Genomic DNA, 17,228 nt, shown 5'->3' with positions numbered 1-17,228 from the left:
GGACGGAGACGAAACGATGGGAAGCGTCCTGATCGCCGGCGGCGGACCGGTCGGCCTGACCATGGCCAACGAGCTCGCACGCTTCGGCAATGCCGTGCGCATCGTCGACACGGCGGCCGCCCGCACCGACAAGTCCAAGGCCCTGGTCCTGTGGCCGCGCACGCTCGAGCTGCTGGCGCACGGCGGCTACGTCGAGCCGTTCCTGAAGGCCGGCAACATCGCGCACGGCGCGCAGCTCTCCGACGGCACGAAGGTGGTGGCCAGCGTCACGATGGACGGCATCGACACGCCCTATCCCTATGCGCTGATGATCGCCCAGAGCGAGACCGAGCGCGTGCTGGAGGAGACGCTGGCGGGGCGCGGCGTCACGGTCGAGCGCAACACGACGATGGAGAGCTTCGCGGAGAAGAGCACCGGCATCGAGGCCGTCCTGCGCCGCGCCGACGGGTCGACCGAGACCGCGCAGGCCGACTGGCTGCTGGGCTGCGACGGCGCCCATTCCGTCACCCGCCATGCGCTCGGCTTCTCGTTCGAGGGCTCGACGCAGGACAGCGACTGGTACCTCGCCGACATCCACGTCACGGGGCTGGAGCCGACCGACCGGCTGCACATCTTCTGGCACCGCGACGGCATCCTGGCCTTCTTCCCGATCACGCCGGGCCGCTGGCGCGTCATCGCCGATCTCGGTCCCGCGACCGGCAGCGGCCACCATCCCGATCCGACCCTGGAGGAGATCCAGGCGATGATCGCCCATCGCGGCACGCCGGGCATCCGGGTGAAGGATCCGATCTGGCTGGCGGCCTTCCGCATCAACGAGCGCAAGGTGAAGGACTATTCGCGCGGCCGGGTCTTCCTGGCCGGCGATGCCGCCCACATCCACAGCCCGGCCGGCGGCCAGGGCATGAACACCGGCATGCAGGACGCGTTCAACCTGTCGTGGAAGCTGAACCTCGTCATGGCCGGCCTGTGCAAGCCGTCGCTGCTCGACACCTATTCGAGCGAGCGCAGCGCCGTCGGCGACATGGTCCTGCGCAACGCCGGACGCATGACCGAGGCCGCGATCGCCCGCAACCCGGTGATCCAGACCGTGCGCAACGCCATGGTGAGCTTCGCGCTCAGCTTCCCGCAGATCGGGCACATCATGGCCGACACGCTGTCGGAACTGAACATCGCCTATCCCGACAGCCCCCTGTCAGTCGCCGGCAAGCCCGCGCCGCACGGCATCAAGCCCGGCCATCGCTGGCCCGAGCCGCTGCCCGCCGATACGAGCCGGTCGCGCTTCATCGCCGTCGGCACCGGGGCCGCCATCCTCGCCGCCAAGTTCCCGACGCTGGTCGAGGCGGCGCCCTCGTCCGAACGCGCCGACACGCGCGATCTCGTGCTGGTGCGTCCCGACGGCTATGTCGGCTACGCCGGCGCGGCCGGGGACACGGACGGCGCCGAAGCCTACCTGAAGGACCTCGCCGTCTAGCGACGGCGCGTCATCCTGCCGGGGGCTTCGCCGCCGCGGCGCGTCATCGGAGCACGGAAAGGTGCTCATCGTCTTCCGGACCGCGATCCTCTGGACCGCTCATGATCATGAGCGGGCCTGGAGGCCCGCGGTCCAGAAGACCATGACCCGAAAACTCACCGCCCGCACGCCGGGCGCGGGCGGCAGGGATATTGCTTGGCGGGCGCATCAGGAGGATGCGCCATGCCGGTAAGCCCGACGCTGATCGAGACCATCAACCAGGAAGTCCAGGCCGTCCCCATCGCGCCGGGGCGCCCGGCCGAGCTGGCGATAGAGCTCGGCCAGCTGCGCGCCGCGGCCGAAGCAGCGCTGGCCGTGCACGACTTCGATCGCGATCCGGCCGACTTCCGCGCCCTTCTCGACGCCGGGAAGGGCTAGGACGATGACCGCGCCCACCGCGCCAACCGACCTGTCGCTCTGCGACGCCGCCGACCTGGTGAAGGCCGGCAAGGTGTCGGCGGTCGAGCTGCTCGAGGCCACGCTCGCGCACATCGATCGCGTCGAGCCCGTCCATCACGCCTTCGTCTGGCAGGATCGCGACGCGGCCCGCGCGCGGGCGAAGGCGCTCGACGCCGACCGGGCCGCCGGCAAGCCGCTGGGCCCGCTGCACGGCGTGCCCCTGGCGCACAAGGACATGTACTACCGCGCCGGCCGCCTCTCGACCTTCGGCTCGCGTGTCCCCGGCAATCAGCCGGCGAAGACGACATCGGCCGCGTTGCAGAAGCTCGACGCGGCGGGCGCCGTCGAGACCGGCGGCCTCGCCATGGTCGAGTTCGCCATGGGCCCGCACGGCTTCAACGCCAACCTGCCGCGCGCCTTGAATCCCTGGGGACACGACCGCGTTCCCTGCGGCTCGTCGAGCGGCTCGGGCGTCGCGGTGTCGAGCCGCATGGCCTACGCCTCGCTGGGGTCGGACACCGGCGGCTCGATCCGTTGTCCCGCCGCCGCCAACGGCATCGTGGGCTGCCTGCCGACCAGCGAGCTGGTGAGCCGCCGCGGCAGCATGGCCATGTCGTGGTCCCTGGACTGCGTCGGTCCCCTCACCCGCACCGTGCGCGACGCGGCGCGCATGCTGACCGCGATCGCGGGTCCGCCGGGTGCGGCGCCTACCACCGACTACGAGGCCGGGATCGAGGACGGCCTGGCCGGCCTGCGCATCGGCGTGCCCAAAGGCTACTTCGACGAGCGCCTCGACCCCGGCGTCGAGGCGGCGATGTCGACCAGCCTCGACGTGCTGCGCGGCGCCGGCGCGGCGATCGTGCCGGTGGAGATCCCGACGTCGGTGGCGCTGGCGTCGAGCCTGCATCCGCTGGTCATGAAGTCGGAAGGCGCCGCCAATCACAAGGTGTGGAAGCGCACCCGCACCGACCTCTACTCCGACGAGGTCGGCAAGCGGCTCGAGGCCGGCTTCTTCATCCCCGCCACCGACTACATCAACGCCCTGCAGTATCGCGCCTATGCTCTGGAGGATTTCCTCGACAACGTGCTGTCGAAGGTCGACGTCCTCCATACCGCCGTCCTGCCGATCCCGACGCCGACGCTCGAGCAGACGGCCTATCGCGACGGGCCGGCCTATCTCGACATGGTCGTCTCGCTGACGCGCAACACGCGGCCCGTCAACTTCCTCGGTCTGCCGGCGCTCAGCGTCACCTGCGGCTTCACGCCCGACGGGCTGCCGACCTCGTTCCAGCTCGTCGGCCGGCCGCATGACGAGGCGCTGCTGTTCCGCATCGGCCATCGCTTCCAGATGGAGACGCGCCTCCACGAGGCCATGCCGCCCGCGCTCGGCCGGGCGTGAGCGCGCGGCGTCAGGCCTCGATGCGGTAGGGCGCGAGGCCGGCGAGGTCCGGTTCGACGCCCAGACCCGGCCGGTCCGCCAGGGACATCAGGCCCTCGCGCACCGGCGGCAGGGGCCGGCCAAGCGCCTCGCGCAGCGGATTGTCGTTGGCGTCGACCTCGACATAGCCTGCGCCGCCGACGGCCGCCTTGAGATGCAGCGAGGCGACGAGCCCGACGCCACCCCCAAGCCAGTGCGGGCAGAAAAGCTTGCCGGCTGCACGCGCGCGACGGCCGACGTCGAGGCAGCCGCTGAATCCGCCCCACTTGCCGAGGTCGGGCTGGACAACGCGCAGGACCTGCCCTTCGATGGCGCGCGCAAAGGCTTCCTCGCCGCGGATGTTCTCGCCGGCGGCCAGCGGCACGGGCGAGCGCTCCGCCACACGCTGCCAGTCCTCCGCCGGCGCATCGGCGCGCAGCGGCTCCTCCAGCCAGCCGAGCCCGAACGGCTCGAACGCAACGGCCATGTCGATGGCCGTGTCCGCGTCCCAGGCCTGGTTGGCGTCGACCATCAGCGGCGTCTCCGACCCGACGAGGTCGCGCAACGCCTTCAGGTTCGCGCTGTCGCGGTCCAGCCCGAAGCCGACCTTGAGCTTGAAGGCGCGATAGCCCTCGGCCCGCTTGCGCGCCGCGAGCGCCTCCGGCTCGACCGGGTTCAGCCCGGAGGCGTAGACGGCGACCTCTGCCGAGCCGCCCAGCAGCCGCCACAGCGGCTGGCCGAGGCGACGGGCACCGAGGTCCCACAGCGCCATGTCGATACCGGCGATCACCTGGGCCACCGGCCCCTCCTCGCCGCTCTGGATCGCCAGAACCTGCAGCCGGCGCGTCAGGGCGTCGAAGGCCTCCTGGGGGCCGCGCCACGGCCGCTCCAGCAGCAGCGGCGCGGCCGCGCTGCGCAGCAGGCGCGCCCGATGCTCGGCGCCGACATCCGGGAAGTTGCACCAGACCTCGCCCCAGCCCACGGCGCCCTCGGCATCCTCCACGCGAACGATCACGGCGGGGCGGCTGTGCATCGTGCCGAACGACGTGATCACGGGCCTTTCGATGGGCACGCGGAACACCATCGCTTCGACCCGGGCGACGGCAAGGGTCGGAAAGGCGGGAAGCTCCACGTCAGGCTCCATCGTTGCGGCGGGCGCCGTCCTCGAGGACGAGGGCGGCGCCTTTCTCCCCGATCATGATGGAAGCGGCGTTGGTGTTCGACGAGATCATGTCGGGCATCGCCGAGGCGTCGATCACGCGCAGCCCGACGACGCCGCGCACCCGTAGCTGCGGGTCGAGCACGGCGCGCGCGTCGCTACCCATGCGGCAGGTCCCGATCGGGTGGAAGACGGTCCCGCCGGCGGTGCGCGCGAAGTCCAGCAGCTCGTCGTCGCTGCGGCGGCCGGCACCCGGCAGGACCTCGGCCGCGATCAGGTCGCGGAAGGCCGGCTGGGCGTAGATCTCGCGCAGCATGCGGACGCCGGCGACCAGCGTCTTGCGGTCGATCTCCTCGCCGAGATAGTTCGGATCGATCAGGGGACTGTCGGCCGGATCGGTCGAGCGGATGACGAGGCGGCCGCGCGAGCGCGGCCGGCACTGGCAGGCCGAGGCCGTGAAGCCCGAATAGTCGTGCAGCGGATCGCCCGGCTTGTCGACCGACAGCGGCATGACGTTGAACTGCATGTCGGCCCGTCCGCCCACCGCATGCTCGGTGCAGGCGAAGCCGCCCACCTGCCCCGCGCCCACGGTCAGCGGCCCGCGGTTGCGCAGCAGCCACTGCAGGCCCATCTCGGCCAGCTTCAGCGGGTTGCGCACGTCGTCGTTCAGCGAGCGACGCTCCTTGAGGCGCACGATTGTGCGGGCCTGGTAGTGATCCTTGAGGTTCTCGCCGACCTCGGGAGATTCGGCCACGACGGGGATGCCGTGGCGCCGCAGCAGGTCGGCCGGCCCGACGCCGGAAAGCTGCAGGATCTGCGGCGACTGCAACGAGCCGGCGGCGAGCACGACCTCGCGGGCGGCGCGCACCTGGACCGGGTCGCGCGTCCCGGCGGTGCGATACTCGACACCGGTGGCGCGCGTGCCGTCGAACAGCACGCGGGCGACCAGCGCGCGCGGCCGGATCTCGAGATTGGGCCGCTGCCGCACCGGGTGGAGGAACGCGCGGGCCGCGCTCGAGCGCCATCCCCGCCGGATCGAGAGCTGGTAGGAGCCGACCCCGTACTCCGTCCGCCCGTTCATGTCGGGGTTGTACGGCAGGCCGTACTGCTGGGCCGCCTCGAGCCAGGCCCGGCACCAGGGATGATCGTTGCGCAGCTCCGAGACGCCGAGCTCGCCGCCGGCGCCGTGATAGGCGTTCTCGCCGCCCTCGTAGCGTTCGGAGCGCTTGAAGTACGGCAGGACCGACGCGTAGTCCCAGCCGGTCGCACCCTTCGCCGCCCAGTCGTCGTAGTCCTGATGCTGGCCGCGGATATAGAGCAGGCCGTTGATCGAGCTCGAGCCGCCGACGATCCGGCCGCGCGGCCAGACGATGGACCGTCCCGCCGTCTGAGGGCTGGGCTCCGTCGCGAACAGGCGGGAGAAGCGCTCGTCGTAGATCGTCTTGAAGTAGCCGACCGGAAGCCGCAGCCACAGATTGCGGTCCCAGCCGCCCGCCTCCAGGACCAGGACGCGGACGGCGGGATCGGCCGACAGGCGGTTGGCGAGGACGCAGCCGGCCGAGCCGGCGCCGACGATGACGTAGTCGTACTCGGCCATCCGTCCCCGCCCCCGCTCCTAGGCCTTGATGGCCGAGAGATAGAGCGACGTGTCGAAGTACTTCGACGCCGGCACGGGATTGTCGATCTTGGCGAAGGCCGTGAAGAAGTCGGTGACCTGCTGCAGCCACTTGGTCACCGTGCCGTCGGCATACTTCTGGCGCCATTCGGTCGAGGTGAAGACCTTCTCCGCCTTGAACTGGTCCATCAGCTCGGGCAGCGGCACGTTCTGGTACTTGGTCTGCTGCAGGGTGGCGATCGCCTTGTCCGGGTTCTTGACCATGTAGTCGTTGGCGACCGCCCAGGCCTGGATGATGCGCGTCAGCACGTCCTTGTTCTTCTCGTGGTAGCCGTTGCCGGCCACCCAGCCGCCCACGATCGCCGCCTTCGGGTAGAAGGCCGAGGCATCGACCAGCATTTTTGCGTCGGGCGACTTCTGCTTCACCGCGATGTTGAAGGGCACCCAGAGCGCCACGCCGGCGACCGCCTTGGAGATGAAGGCCGTCACCGCGTCGGGCATGCGCTGGTTGACCATGTTCACGTCCTTGGGATCGACGCCGTTGGCCCGCAGCGCCGTGTCCAGGAACACGTGGGCGGTGGTGCCGAGCGTCGTGGCGATCTTCTTGCCCTTGAGGTCGGCGAAGCTCTTGATGCCCATGTCGGGGTGGACCCAGAGCTGGGCGGTCGCGAACTCGACGTCGTTGATCAGGAACACCTTACCCTGGCCGCGCGCCGGGAAGTTCGACAGCACCGCGCCGGTGGTCAGCACGTCGATGCTGCCGCCGGTCATCGCCTGGAAGACCTCGAGGCCGGTCTGGAACTGGATGAACTCCATGTCGAGCCCGTGCTGCTTCCACAGGCCCTGCGAGTCGGCCAGCCACATCTGGCCGTCGACCGCCAGCGTGTGCAGGTAGCCGACCTTCACCTTGGTCGGGCCCGCGGCGATGGCGGGCGCGCCGAGCAGCGGCGCCACCGCCGGTACGAGCGACGCGGCGCCGGCCAGCTTCAGGATCTTGCGACGATTCATGGACAGTCCTCCTCCCAGTATGGCCGCTTCAGGCGGCCGGTTTGCGCAGGGCTTCCTGCGCGGCGTACTCGCGCATGACGAGATCGTGGATGTGCGCCCGCAGCGCGCCGAACTCCGGCGTCTCCTGCAGCGCGTGGCGGCGCGGATAGGCGAAGGGGATGTCGATCACCGCGCGGATGCGCGAGGGCCGGGCCGAGATCACCACCACCCTGGTCGAGAGGTAGATCGCCTCCTCGACCGAATGGGTGATCAGCATCACCGTCTTGCCCTCGGCATGCAGCACGTCGAGCAGCAGGTCGTGCATGGCGCTGCGCGTCTGGGCGTCGAGGGCGCCGAACGGCTCGTCCATCAGCAGGAAGTCCGGGTTGACCGCATAGGCGCGGGCCAGCGCCAGGCGCTGGCGCATCCCGCCCGACAGGGTCTTGGGCCATGCCTTGCGGAAATCCAGCAGGCCCATCAGGCCGAGATAGCGCTCGACGATGGCGGCGCGCTCGGCGGCCGGCCTGCGGTTGGCGGCGAGCCTGAGGCCGAAGGCGACATTGTCCTCGACCGTGAGCCACGGGAAGACGCCGTAGTCCTGGAACATCACGCCGCGGTCCGGCCCCGGGCCGGTGATCGGCCGGCCGTCGAGCGTGACGCGGCCGGTGGTCGGCTGCAGGAAGCCCGCCGCCATGTTCATCATCGTCGTCTTGCCGCAGCCCGACGGCCCCACGAGGGAGACGAACTCGCCCTGGCGGATCGACAGCGAGACGTGGTCGACGACCTCCAGCACGCCGCGCGGCGTGGCGAAGCGCATGGAGATGTCGTCGAAGCGGATGCGCTCGGGCGCGACGGTCTCCGCCATGGTCACGCTCCCACCTTGTCCTGCCAGGCGACGAGGCGCGCCGACAGCCGGCGCAGCGCCATGTCCATCAGCAGGGCCAGGGTGCCGATGCAGATGATGCCGAGGTAGATCGTGGTAAGGTCGAAGAAGGACGAGGCGTTCTGGATCATCGCGCCGAGCCCTTCCTGGGCGGCGACCAGCTCGGCCGCCACCAGCGTCGCCCAGCAGACGCCCAGCGCCACCCGCAGCGCCACCAGCATGTGCGGCACCGTGAGCGGCACCATCACGCGCCAGAAGATCTCGAGGTCGGTGGCGCCCAGCGTGCGGGCGACGCGGACGTAGATCGGGCTGATCGCCGCCATGCCCTCGTACATCACGATCACCGCCGCGAAGAACGAGGCGTAGAACAGGATCGCCACCTTGGCGATCTCGCCGATGCCGAGATAGACGATGACCAGCGGGATCAGCGCGATCGGCGGCAGGGCGCGGAAGAAGTTGATCAGCGGATCGACGAGCCGGCCGACCGGCCGGTACCAGCCGATCAGGAAGCCGACCGGCACTGCCGCCGCCGTGCCGAGCAGAAGGCCCGCCAGCACGCGCTGGAGCGACATCAGGATGTTGAGGCCGAGTTCGCCCTGCGTCAGGCCGGTCCAGAACTTGCCGAACACGGCCCAGGGCGAGGGCAAGAGCCCGGGATTGATGAGGCCGGTCTCCCGCAAGAGCCACCACAGCAGCACCAGCGCCGCGAAGGGCAGCGCCGTGAGCGCGATGCTAGCGAGGCGACGCCACGGTCCTGCGCCGTCCATTGTGCTTTCCTTCCCGTGTCCGCCCGGGGGCGGGTGTCATGATGGTCTTTTCCTTGCCGGCGGAGCGATTGCGCATGAGATCGATGTCGATCTCGATGAGCTCGGCCGGATAGCGGATATGCGCGTAGTAGACGATGCGGCCCGCCACGTCGGTCACGGCACGGCGCACCTCGGCGACCGGGTCGCCGACGCCGATGTCGAGGTAGGACGCGGTGTCGGCGTCCGACACGGCGATGCGCACGACCTGACGTGCCGCCGCGATCTCGAGACCGTCGAGGCTCGCCAGCCGGGTCAGGACCGGCGCGGTGGTGAAGGCCTCGGGATCGCGATCGAAGATCGCACGCTCGAGATGGACGTCGATCAGGCAGTAGGCGAGATCCTGCCGATAGTGCACGCGCCGCAGGTAGCGGTAGCGCTCGGCCGGCACGCCCTCGATGAAGTCGAGCTCGGGCAGCGGCGGACCGCCTTCCGTCGCCGCGATCGGCAGCAGGCGCACCCGCAGGTCGGCGAGCGATTCCAGCATGCCGTCCCAGTCGGTCGGCAGCTTGAACCAGCGCTGCGCCGACAGGTCCTTGGTCACGAAGGTGCCCGAGCCCCGCGAGCGGCGGATCACGCCCTCGCGCTCGAGCTGGGCCACGGCTTCCCGCAGGGTGGCCCGGGCGACTCCGTAGGTCGCCATCAGATCCTCCAGCGAGGGCATGCGGCTGCCCACCGGCCATTCGCCCTGCTCGATCCGCTGCCGCAGCAGCTTGGCGATCTGCAGGTAGATCGGCGCCCGGCTGCGCTGGAAGAGGGCCGGATCGAAAGTCATAAAGTCCCTATATACGGACGTTAGGACATCCGCAATATCCGCCATCGAGGCTGTGGAATGCCGCGACTCCTGGGACGCGCGACAGCGGGACGTGACGCCATCGCCGCCGGCGCGCCCTTCATCGAGTCGATTGTCCGATGTTCCGCCGCCGGCCGCCGATCGACGGCCCGGCGCCTGCCGTTCAGGCCTTCTTCGGTGCCCAGCCGTAGACCTTGGTCAGCGTGCCGCCCATCAGCGTGGCGCGGTCGCTGTCCGACAGCCAGTCCTTGGCGCGGAAGGCGTCGACGCCCTCGCGATAGGTCAGCAGGTTCACGGCGCGCGTCCAGTCGGTGCCCCACATGCAGCGGTCGAGGCCGAACGTGCCGATGATCCTGTCGATCGGCGCGCGGATGTCCTTGTAGGGAAACGGCTCGTGGCTGAGCGTGCAGGCGCCGCTGATCTTGACCACGATGTTGGGCTGCGCCGCCAGCGACAGCAGCAGCGGCAGCTCCACCCACGGCTCCTTGGGCGCCGGCGGATGAAACGGCTGCTCGAGGCCGAGATGGTCGACCACCAGCGTCGTGCCGGGATTGCGCTTGGCGAGCTCGGCGACCTGCGGGAGCCGGCCGCGGCACATCAGGTTCACCGGCAGGCCGTCCCTGCCCGCCGTCGACAGGACCTTGTTGATGCCGGGATCGGCCGGATCGGTCGAGACGTCGGAGTTCATCATGATGCGCACGGCGACGGTGCCGTCCATCTTCGCCCACTCCTCGATCACCTCGCCGACCTTGGGATCGTTGGGATTGACCGGCTTGATCAGCGCGAAGCGGTCGGGGAACTGCTTGTGCACCGACACCGCGTAGCTGGCATCGAAGCGGTACATGGCGAACACCGAGATCAGCAGCGCGCCGTCGACGCCGACCTCGTCCATCGCCTTGATCATGTCGGCGCCCGTCACCTCGGGCGGACCGGCCAGCACCGAGTGCCACGGCCGGCCCGGATGGTCGCGCTCGTAGCAATGAACCTGGACGTCGATCGTCGCCATGAGCCGCTCTCCCCTGAACCCGTTACCCGGCGGCGGAGGCTAGCCGGTCGCCGTCGCGCTCGCCAGCGCGCCGCTAGGGCCGCGGCGCCTTCAATTCCTCCGAGCGGTCCGTCGCCGGCGGCGGCGTGCGCGACAGGTCGGCGATCTCGGCACGCAGCGACGGCGTCATGTCGATGTCGACGGCGGCCAGCGAGTCCTTGAGCTGGTCGGTGTTGCGCGCACCGATGATCGGCGCCGTCACCGACGGATGGGCGCCGACCCAGGCGACCGCGGTGCCGACGGGATGCAGGCCGCGCTCGCGGCAGAAGGCGACATAGGACTCGGCGACCTCGAACATCCAGCCGTCGCCATAGCGCGCCTCGTACATCCTGTTGGTCTTGAGCCGGCCCGTCGCCTGGCCGAGATACTTGCCCGACAGCAGGCCGGCCGCGCCCGGGCTGTAGGGGATGACGCCCAGCCCGTTGGCCGCCGCCATCGGCAGGATCTCGACCTCGGCCTGCCGCTTCACAAGGTTGTACATCGGCTGGATGACCTGGAGCCGGGCCCAGTCGGCGCGCTCCTGGATATCGAGTGCGCGCTGGGTCTGCCAGGCCGACCAGTTGCTGACGGCGGGATAGATCACCTTGCCGGCCCGCACCACGTCCTCGAGCGCCCGCATCATCTCGTCGATCGGCGTCACCGCGTCGAAGCGGTGGAGGAACAGGACCTCGACGCGGTCGGTCTGCAGGCGGCGCAGGCTGTCCTCGACCGCCCGCACGACGTGGCGGCGCGAGGCGCCGCGCGCATTGACGTCGGGTCCGGTGGGATTGAAGCACTTGGTGGCCAGCACGAGGTCGTCGCGATGGTCCTTGATCAGGCGGCCGAGGATCTCCTCGGAGCGCCCCTTGTTGTACTCGTTGGCCGTGTCGAAGAAGTTGATGCCGGCGTCGCGGCAGGCCTTGTACATCGCGCCGGCCGTCGCCTCGTCGGCGTCGCCGCCGAACGACATGGTGCCGAAGCAGAGCTGGGAGACGGAGATGCCGGTGCGGCCGAGGAGCTTGGTCTTCATCGCCGTTTTCTTAGCATGCCGCGCAGCCCCACTCCCAGCGCCAGCGCGCCGCCGATCAGGAAGCCGGGGGCATAGTCTTCGGTGATCGCCAGCGCGGCGCTGAACAGCAGCGGCAGGACGAGCGCGCCGGCGTCGCCGAAGGCCAGCACCGCCCCCGTGGTCGGACCGATCCGGCCGGCCGGCGACAGGCGCGCCACCTCGGCCAGCAGCACGCCGTGCCAGCTCACGGCCGTGACGCTGAGCCCGATCGCCGCCGCGGCCGCGAGCCAGGTCGGCCAGGCGGCGCCGATGCTCGCCGTCGCCACCGCGGCCGCCGCCATGCCGATGCCCAGCAGCGACAGCAGCAGGTCCGGCCGGACGAGACGCGCGGCCAGCCATCCCCAGCCGATGCGCGCCGGCACCGCGACAGCGACGGCGATCGCGAACACCAGGCCCGCGCGCTCGAGCTCGTAGCCCAGGCCGCGCGCGAGGTAGAGCACGAAGAAGCCGGTGAACAGCGACTGCAGTCCGACGAAGCTGAACATGGCGAGGCAGAGCGCGCGCAGGGCGGGATCGCGCAGCACCGCCGCGACATTGGCCCGGATGTCGGCCGGCGACAGCGGCCGCCCGGGGATGCGGTCGTCGTCGAGCCGCTCCCGGAGCGGCTGCAGCGCGACCGCGGTGACGGCGCAGACCGCGGCGATGACGAGCAGCGCCACGCGCCAGCCCGCCTCGGTCGCCAGCCAGGGCGCGATCACGCCCGCCACCATCAGGCCGGCCGGCACCCCGGTCTGCTTGATCGAGAAGACGAGCGGGGCCAGGCGCGGCGGCGACAGGCGGCCGAGCACGTGCGAGCTCGACGGCGTGGAGATCGCCTGTCCCAGCCCGCCGACGAAGGCGCCGAGCGCGAACAGCGGCAGCCAGCCGCCACTCGGCAGGGCGAGTCCGACCGCCAGCGCCAGCATGCCGGCCTGGGTCATGCGCAGCGCGCCGTAGCGCACGATCAGCCCGCCGCAGCCCATCGTGGTGAGGAAGCCGGCGACGGCGCCGATCGCCACGTAGACGCCGACCAGCGCCGGGTCGACGCCGAGATCCGCCACGATGGCCGCGGCGATCAGCGGCACGGTCGAACGGCCGAGCGTGGCGAAGGTCTGCTGCACCGTCATGGCGCCGAGCGCGACGTGGAGGATGGCGATGGCGAGGCTCCCTTCGTCCAAGGTTCTTGCCGCTCGTCCGGTCCGGCGCAAGACGCATGCCGGCAAGGCAACCTGCCCCTTCCGCGAGAAGAAACAGGCCGGCTCGCGCGCGCCCGCGTTTGGCTCTAGGCTCGTGCGCAAGCAACAAGGAGGAAGCCCGTGCAGGTCGAGGCCTACGACTTCATCGTCACCGGTGCGGGCTCGGCCGGCTGCGCGGTCGCCGGCCGGCTCTCGGAGGACGGCCGCCATCGCGTGCTGCTGCTCGAGGCGGGGCCCAAGGATCGGTACCCTTGGATCCACGTGCCGCTCGGCTACCACAAGACGTTCAACAACCCGCGCGTCAACTGGATGTTCGACAGCGAGCCGGAGCCCGAGCTCAACAACCGCATCATGTACCAGCCGCGCGGCAAGGTGCTCGGCGGCACCAGCTCGATCAACGGCATGGTCTACATGCGCGGCAACGCCGCCGACTACGACGAGTGGCGCCAGCGCGGCTGCGAGGGCTGGGATTACGATTCGGTGCTGCCCTACTTCCGGAAGGCCGAGGACCAGGAACGCGGCGCCGACGAGTTCCACGGCGTCGGCGGACCGCTCAAGGTGAGCGACCATCGCTGGAAGCCCACCCTCGCCCGGGCGATGCACGACGCCGCGGTCGAGGCCGGCATTCCCGCCAATCCCGACTTCAACGGCCGCACCCAGGAAGGCGTGGGCTACTACCAGACCACGATCAGCCGGGCCCGCCGCTGGTCGAGCGCACGGGCCTATCTCGGCGCGGCGAAGGGCCGGCGGAACCTGACGATCGCCACCGCGGCGCATGCGACGCGGCTGCTGATCGAGGACGGGCGCGCCGTCGGCGTCGAGTACCGCACGCCCGACGGTATCGTCACGGCACGGGCCCGCGGCGAGATCATCGTCTCCGGCGGCGTCTACGGCTCGCCGCAGCTCCTGATGCTGTCGGGACTGGGGCCGGCGGCGCACCTGCAGCAGCACGGCGTCCCGGTGGTGCGCGACATGCCGGGCGTCGGCAGCCACCTGCACGACCATTTCAACACCTACGTCGCCTTCCGCTGCGCCCAGCCGGTGACGATGAACGATCTCGCCAACAGCCTGCCGCGCCGCATCCTGGCGGGCATGCAGTACGCCTTCGGCCGGACCGGCCCGCTGGCCAGCATGGGCCTCTATGTCGGGGCAATGGTGCGCAGCGACCGCCGCCTCGAGCGGCCGGACCTGCAGATCAACATGTTCGCCTGGGCGATCAAGGAGCGGAACCGCCACGGCGTGGTTCCCCAGCCCTTCTCCGCCTTCGGCCTGTCGCCGGTCCATCTGCGACCGGACGGGCGCGGCACGGTGCGCCTGAAATCGCCCGACCCGCTGGCGGCGCCCGAGATCCGCTTCAATTTCCTGAAGAGCGTCAACGACTGGAACGCCATGCTCCAGGGCCTGCGCATCTGCCGCGACATCGCCCGCCAGCCGGCGCTGCGGCCGTTCGTCGTCGAGGAGATCCTCCCCGGCGCATCGGTCGAGGACGATGCCGGGCTGCGCGACTACATCCGCGCCACCGGCGTCTCCAACCTGCATCCGGTGGGGACCTGCCGCATGGGCCGCGAGGTCGATGCCGTCGTCGATCCGGAGCTGCGCGTGCACGGCGTCGAGCGGCTGCGCGTGGCCGACGCATCGATCATGCCGAGCATCGTGGCGGGCAACACCAACGCGCCCTCGATCATGATCGGCGAGAAGTGCGCCGACATGGTGCGCGCCGCCGCGCGCTGAGAGCGAAGGCCCGCGCCGCCCCGCTGACGGCCGCACAAATTGCACTGCCGCAAATTGAGCGGTCGCCGCGCCTGAAGTAGCCTCCCCCTCCGGTCGCAGCCGCCGCCGGTTCCGTTGACACTGGAGGATCCCGCCCATGTCGAGCCGACGTCTTGCCGGCGCCTGCGCGCTGCTTTGCCTGCCCCTCGCCGCCCAGGCGCAGACGTTCTCGGGCGCGTCCACCTGGGGCAACGACCATGCGAAGCTCGTCATCCAGTCGATCGATGCGACGGGCCGGCTGTCCGGCACCTACACCAACACAGGCGCCGGCTTCGGCTGCGCCAACCGGGCCTTCCCGATCACCGGCTGGGTCGACGGCGACAAGGTCGCCTATGTCGTGCATCGGCAGGATCCGGCGAACTGCACGCCGATCCAGTCCTTCTCCGGCTTCCAGCGCGACGGCGAGCTCCTGGTCGAGTTCATGGCCCTCTACACCGAGAACGGCAGCACCCGGCTGATCAAGGGCGAGGACCGTTACCGCAAGCAGTGACGCGGCGCTCCGCCTCAGGCCAGGCCGAAGCTCAGCTTGATCGCCGTCACCATCCCGGTGACGGCGATGCTGGTCAGGATGAGGCCGAAGACGCGGCTAACGATCTCGACGCCCGGCTTGCCGAGGAAGCGAAAGATCAGGCCGGCAGCCGCGAACAGCCCGAACAGCAGGACCATGCAGAAGAGCAGGATTCCCGTCGTGGTCGCCTGCTCCGTGAGGGTCCGCACGCGATTGTCGGTCAGCATGACGACCGTGAGGATGGCGCCGGCGCCGGCGACGCCGGGGAGCGCCAGGGGAAACACCGCGCGATGCAGCAGCGAAGTCTCGGGCGGCAGCGAGGCGGCATCCTCCATCACCTTGCCCAGCACCATGCGCAGGCCGAACAGCAGCAGCACCAGCGACCCCGCCATCTGGAAGGACTCCATCGGGATGTGGAGCGCGTTCAGCAGGCCATGCCCGACGACGATGAAGAACAGCAGCACGAGGAAGGCGACGGCGAGCGCATAGAAGGCCACGAGCAGCGACTTGCGGCGATCGAGGCCGGCCGTCACCGCCAGGAAGATCGGGAGCGTGGCGACCGGGTCGAGGATGACGAAGAGCGTGACGACTTCCGAAAACAGGTGATTGGCAAATTGCGGCGCCACGCGACTCCTCTCGCTTGTCGGAACGACTATACAGCACGAGCCGCCGAACCGCGGCAATATCCCAAAAGGACGACGGTCCGCTCGAGGGGAAACACCATGACGAGCATCGACGAATTTCGCGGCAGCGTCGCCGCCAACCACCCGCCCTCCGACCTTGGCCCCGCGCTGCAGGCCCTGTGGTGGCTGCGCAAGGGCGACTGGAACCAGGCCCATGAGTGCGTCCAGCAGCACGAGGGCACCGCCGATTGCGACTGGGTCCATGCCCATCTCCACCGGCAGGAGGGCGACCTCTCCAACGCCGGTTACTGGTACCGCCGGGCCAAGCGCCCGCCGTCGAGCGCATCTCTGCCGGACGAATGGTCGGAGATCGCCGGCACCCTTCTGTCCGGGAGCGCGTCATGAAATTCGGAGTCACCGTCGTCCCGCGCATCTCGGACTGGAAGCTCTTCGTCGATCTCGAGGCGATGGGCTACGACGCCGCCTGGGCGGCGGATTCGCAGATGCTCTATTCGGACGCCTACGCCACGCTGGCGCTGGCCGCCGCCAACACCACGCGCATCCGGCTCGGCACCGGCGTGTCGGTGGCCGGCGTCAGGCTGGCGCCGGTCACGGCCCATTCGATCGCCACCATCAACAAGCTCGCGCCCGGCCGCACCTTCCTGGGCATCGGCACCGGGCATACGGCGATGCGGGTGATGGGCAAGGATCCCGTCCGCGCGCGCGAGTTCCGCGAATACCTTCGGGTGCTGCGTGCCCTGCTGCACGGCCAGGAAGTCGACTATGCGCTCGGCGACGGCGAGAAGACCGACATCCGCTTCCTGCACCCCGACCGGGGCTTCATCGACGTCGAGCATCCCGTGCCGATCTACGTCGCGGCCGACGGGCCTCTGGCGCTGAAGTCCGCCGGCGCCTATGGCGACGGGCGCGTCTGCTCGCACAACCAGACGCGCACCCGGCTGCAGAAGAGCCTGGAGACGATGCGCGAGGGCGCGCGCGGCGTGGGCCGTACCCTGCCCGACACGTTCCACACGGCGGCGCTCAGCTACGCCTGCGTGCTGCAGCCCGGCGAAAGCCCGACGTCGGACCGCGTGATCGACGAGGTCGGCTCGATGGCGGCGGCCACGCTGCACTACTGGTGGGAGCTCTATCTCAAGGACGGAGACACGAGCACGGTCGCCCAGCGCTGCCTCAACCTGTGGGACGAGTATCTCGCCTTCACGGAGAAGATGGAGACGCCCGCCGCCAAGCGCTACCAGCAGGTCCATTACGGCCATTGCGCCTTCCTGCCGCCCGAGGAAAGGCGCTTCATCACCGAGGACCTCATCCGCTCGACCGGCGGGCTGGTCGGCCCCCCGGACGAGATCATCGCCATGCTGCGCGAACGCGAGGCCATGGGCCTGAACGAGATCACCCTGCTGCCGGCGATGGACACGGCGCGGCGCAATCTCGAGGAATTCGCCGACAAGGTGATCGCCCGCTACTGATCGGGC

General features: G+C 70.1%; 17 protein-coding genes. 7 read left to right on the top strand and 10 right to left on the bottom strand.

The annotated features are described in order from the left end of the window. The first annotated feature begins 16 nt into the window (after positions 1 to 16). From ACO073_RS13920 to ACO073_RS13910, 3 genes are all read left to right on the top strand, one after another. On the top strand, positions 17 to 1,471 hold the full coding sequence (locus tag ACO073_RS13920; protein WP_421998076.1) for an FAD-dependent monooxygenase: 1,455 nt from the start codon (positions 17 to 19) through the stop codon (positions 1,469 to 1,471). Positions 1,472 to 1,693: 222 nt separating this feature from the next. Further along, on the top strand, positions 1,694 to 1,888 hold the full coding sequence (locus ACO073_RS13915; RefSeq protein ID WP_421998074.1) for a hypothetical protein: 195 nt from the start codon (positions 1,694 to 1,696) through the stop codon (positions 1,886 to 1,888). A 4-nt stretch (positions 1,889 to 1,892) separates the two neighbouring features. Further along, the gene (locus tag ACO073_RS13910) at positions 1,893 to 3,308 is read left to right on the top strand and encodes an amidase (RefSeq protein ID WP_421998072.1); all 1,416 of its coding nucleotides are present in this window, start codon (positions 1,893 to 1,895) and stop codon (positions 3,306 to 3,308) included. A gap of 10 nt (positions 3,309 to 3,318) precedes the next feature. Here ACO073_RS13910 and ACO073_RS13905 read toward each other — a convergent pair whose 3' ends face one another. The 9 genes from ACO073_RS13905 to ACO073_RS13865 form a co-directional block, all read right to left on the bottom strand. Then, on the bottom strand, positions 3,319 to 4,458 hold the full coding sequence (locus ACO073_RS13905) for a mandelate racemase/muconate lactonizing enzyme family protein (RefSeq protein ID WP_421998070.1): 1,140 nt from the start codon (positions 4,456 to 4,458) through the stop codon (positions 3,319 to 3,321). A 1-nt stretch (position 4,459) separates the two neighbouring features. After that, positions 4,460 to 6,082 (bottom strand): GMC family oxidoreductase, encoded by a 1,623-nt coding sequence (locus ACO073_RS13900; RefSeq protein ID WP_421998068.1) that lies wholly within the window; start codon positions 6,080 to 6,082, stop codon positions 4,460 to 4,462. Positions 6,083 to 6,100: 18 nt separating this feature from the next. Further along, positions 6,101 to 7,108 carry an ABC transporter substrate-binding protein gene (locus tag ACO073_RS13895; RefSeq protein ID WP_421998066.1) on the bottom strand — a complete coding sequence of 336 codons (1,008 nt, stop codon included), beginning with the start codon at positions 7,106 to 7,108 and terminating at the stop codon, positions 6,101 to 6,103. A gap of 28 nt (positions 7,109 to 7,136) precedes the next feature. Beyond that, a complete protein-coding gene (locus ACO073_RS13890; protein ID WP_421998064.1) occupies positions 7,137 to 7,952 on the bottom strand; it encodes an ABC transporter ATP-binding protein in 816 nt (271 codons plus the stop codon). Positions 7,953 to 7,954: 2 nt separating this feature from the next. Further along, entirely contained in the window at positions 7,955 to 8,737 is a 783-nt protein-coding gene (locus tag ACO073_RS13885; protein ID WP_421998062.1) for an ABC transporter permease, read from the bottom strand. Then, positions 8,703 to 9,548, bottom strand: a complete 846-nt coding sequence (locus ACO073_RS13880) for a GntR family transcriptional regulator (RefSeq protein WP_421998060.1) — start codon at positions 9,546 to 9,548, stop codon at positions 8,703 to 8,705. Before ACO073_RS13880 ends, ACO073_RS13885 begins: the two co-directional genes overlap by 35 nt. Positions 9,549 to 9,729: 181 nt before the next feature. Beyond that, positions 9,730 to 10,572 (bottom strand): amidohydrolase family protein, encoded by an 843-nt coding sequence (locus ACO073_RS13875; RefSeq protein ID WP_421998058.1) that lies wholly within the window; start codon positions 10,570 to 10,572, stop codon positions 9,730 to 9,732. A 73-nt stretch (positions 10,573 to 10,645) separates the two neighbouring features. Beyond that, positions 10,646 to 11,620, bottom strand: coding sequence for an aldo/keto reductase (locus ACO073_RS13870; protein ID WP_421998057.1), 975 nt, complete (start codon positions 11,618 to 11,620; stop codon positions 10,646 to 10,648). After that, positions 11,617 to 12,816, bottom strand: coding sequence for an MFS transporter (locus ACO073_RS13865; RefSeq protein WP_421998056.1), 1,200 nt, complete (start codon positions 12,814 to 12,816; stop codon positions 11,617 to 11,619). The genes ACO073_RS13870 and ACO073_RS13865 overlap by 4 nt, the downstream gene beginning before the upstream one ends. A gap of 138 nt (positions 12,817 to 12,954) precedes the next feature. On the opposite strand from ACO073_RS13865, the gene ACO073_RS13860 reads away from it, so the two are divergent. Together ACO073_RS13860 and ACO073_RS13855 are read left to right on the top strand one after the other, a co-directional pair. Then, the gene (locus ACO073_RS13860; RefSeq protein WP_421998055.1) at positions 12,955 to 14,565 is read left to right on the top strand and encodes a GMC family oxidoreductase; all 1,611 of its coding nucleotides are present in this window, start codon (positions 12,955 to 12,957) and stop codon (positions 14,563 to 14,565) included. Positions 14,566 to 14,701: 136 nt separating this feature from the next. Further along, positions 14,702 to 15,094 carry an avidin/streptavidin family protein gene (locus ACO073_RS13855; protein WP_421998054.1) on the top strand — a complete coding sequence of 131 codons (393 nt, stop codon included), beginning with the start codon at positions 14,702 to 14,704 and terminating at the stop codon, positions 15,092 to 15,094. A 14-nt stretch (positions 15,095 to 15,108) separates the two neighbouring features. Here ACO073_RS13855 and ACO073_RS13850 read toward each other — a convergent pair whose 3' ends face one another. Next, positions 15,109 to 15,738, bottom strand: a complete 630-nt coding sequence (locus ACO073_RS13850; RefSeq protein ID WP_421998053.1) for a MarC family protein — start codon at positions 15,736 to 15,738, stop codon at positions 15,109 to 15,111. 96 nt (positions 15,739 to 15,834) lie between these two features. Between ACO073_RS13850 and ACO073_RS13845 the strand changes: the two genes are divergently transcribed. Next, positions 15,835 to 16,140 carry a hypothetical protein gene (locus tag ACO073_RS13845; protein WP_421998052.1) on the top strand — a complete coding sequence of 102 codons (306 nt, stop codon included), beginning with the start codon at positions 15,835 to 15,837 and terminating at the stop codon, positions 16,138 to 16,140. Further along, positions 16,137 to 17,222, top strand: coding sequence for an LLM class flavin-dependent oxidoreductase (locus tag ACO073_RS13840; RefSeq protein WP_421998051.1), 1,086 nt, complete (start codon positions 16,137 to 16,139; stop codon positions 17,220 to 17,222). The genes ACO073_RS13845 and ACO073_RS13840 overlap by 4 nt, the downstream gene beginning before the upstream one ends. Positions 17,223 to 17,228 lie beyond the last annotated feature (6 nt).

It is taken from the genome of Reyranella sp. (assembly GCF_965229815.1).
Lineage (GTDB): Bacteria > Pseudomonadota > Alphaproteobacteria > Reyranellales > Reyranellaceae > Reyranella.
The sequence above is the reverse complement of the archived record's forward strand: the minus strand, read 5'-3'. Positions and strand labels throughout refer to the sequence as shown.

Excerpts from the sequence above, each read along its gene's own strand:
- ACO073_RS13880 (WP_421998060.1), bottom strand. The coding sequence starts at position 9,548 with ATGACTTTCGATCCGGCCCTCTTCCAGCGCAGCCGGGCGCCGATCTAC.
- ACO073_RS13875 (WP_421998058.1), bottom strand. The coding sequence starts at position 10,572 with ATGGCGACGATCGACGTCCAGGTTCATTGCTACGAGCGCGACCATCCG.
- ACO073_RS13890 (WP_421998064.1), bottom strand. The coding sequence starts at position 7,952 with ATGGCGGAGACCGTCGCGCCCGAGCGCATCCGCTTCGACGACATCTCC.
- ACO073_RS13840 (WP_421998051.1), top strand. The coding sequence starts at position 16,137 with ATGAAATTCGGAGTCACCGTCGTCCCGCGCATCTCGGACTGGAAGCTC.
- ACO073_RS13910 (WP_421998072.1), top strand. The coding sequence starts at position 1,893 with ATGACCGCGCCCACCGCGCCAACCGACCTGTCGCTCTGCGACGCCGCC.
- ACO073_RS13920 (WP_421998076.1), top strand. The coding sequence starts at position 17 with ATGGGAAGCGTCCTGATCGCCGGCGGCGGACCGGTCGGCCTGACCATG.
- ACO073_RS13845 (WP_421998052.1), top strand. The coding sequence starts at position 15,835 with ATGACGAGCATCGACGAATTTCGCGGCAGCGTCGCCGCCAACCACCCG.
- ACO073_RS13855 (WP_421998054.1), top strand. The coding sequence starts at position 14,702 with ATGTCGAGCCGACGTCTTGCCGGCGCCTGCGCGCTGCTTTGCCTGCCC.
- ACO073_RS13885 (WP_421998062.1), bottom strand. The coding sequence starts at position 8,737 with ATGGACGGCGCAGGACCGTGGCGTCGCCTCGCTAGCATCGCGCTCACG.
- ACO073_RS13870 (WP_421998057.1), bottom strand. The coding sequence starts at position 11,620 with ATGAAGACCAAGCTCCTCGGCCGCACCGGCATCTCCGTCTCCCAGCTC.
- ACO073_RS13900 (WP_421998068.1), bottom strand. The coding sequence starts at position 6,082 with ATGGCCGAGTACGACTACGTCATCGTCGGCGCCGGCTCGGCCGGCTGC.
- ACO073_RS13895 (WP_421998066.1), bottom strand. The coding sequence starts at position 7,108 with ATGAATCGTCGCAAGATCCTGAAGCTGGCCGGCGCCGCGTCGCTCGTA.
- ACO073_RS13915 (WP_421998074.1), top strand. The coding sequence starts at position 1,694 with ATGCCGGTAAGCCCGACGCTGATCGAGACCATCAACCAGGAAGTCCAG.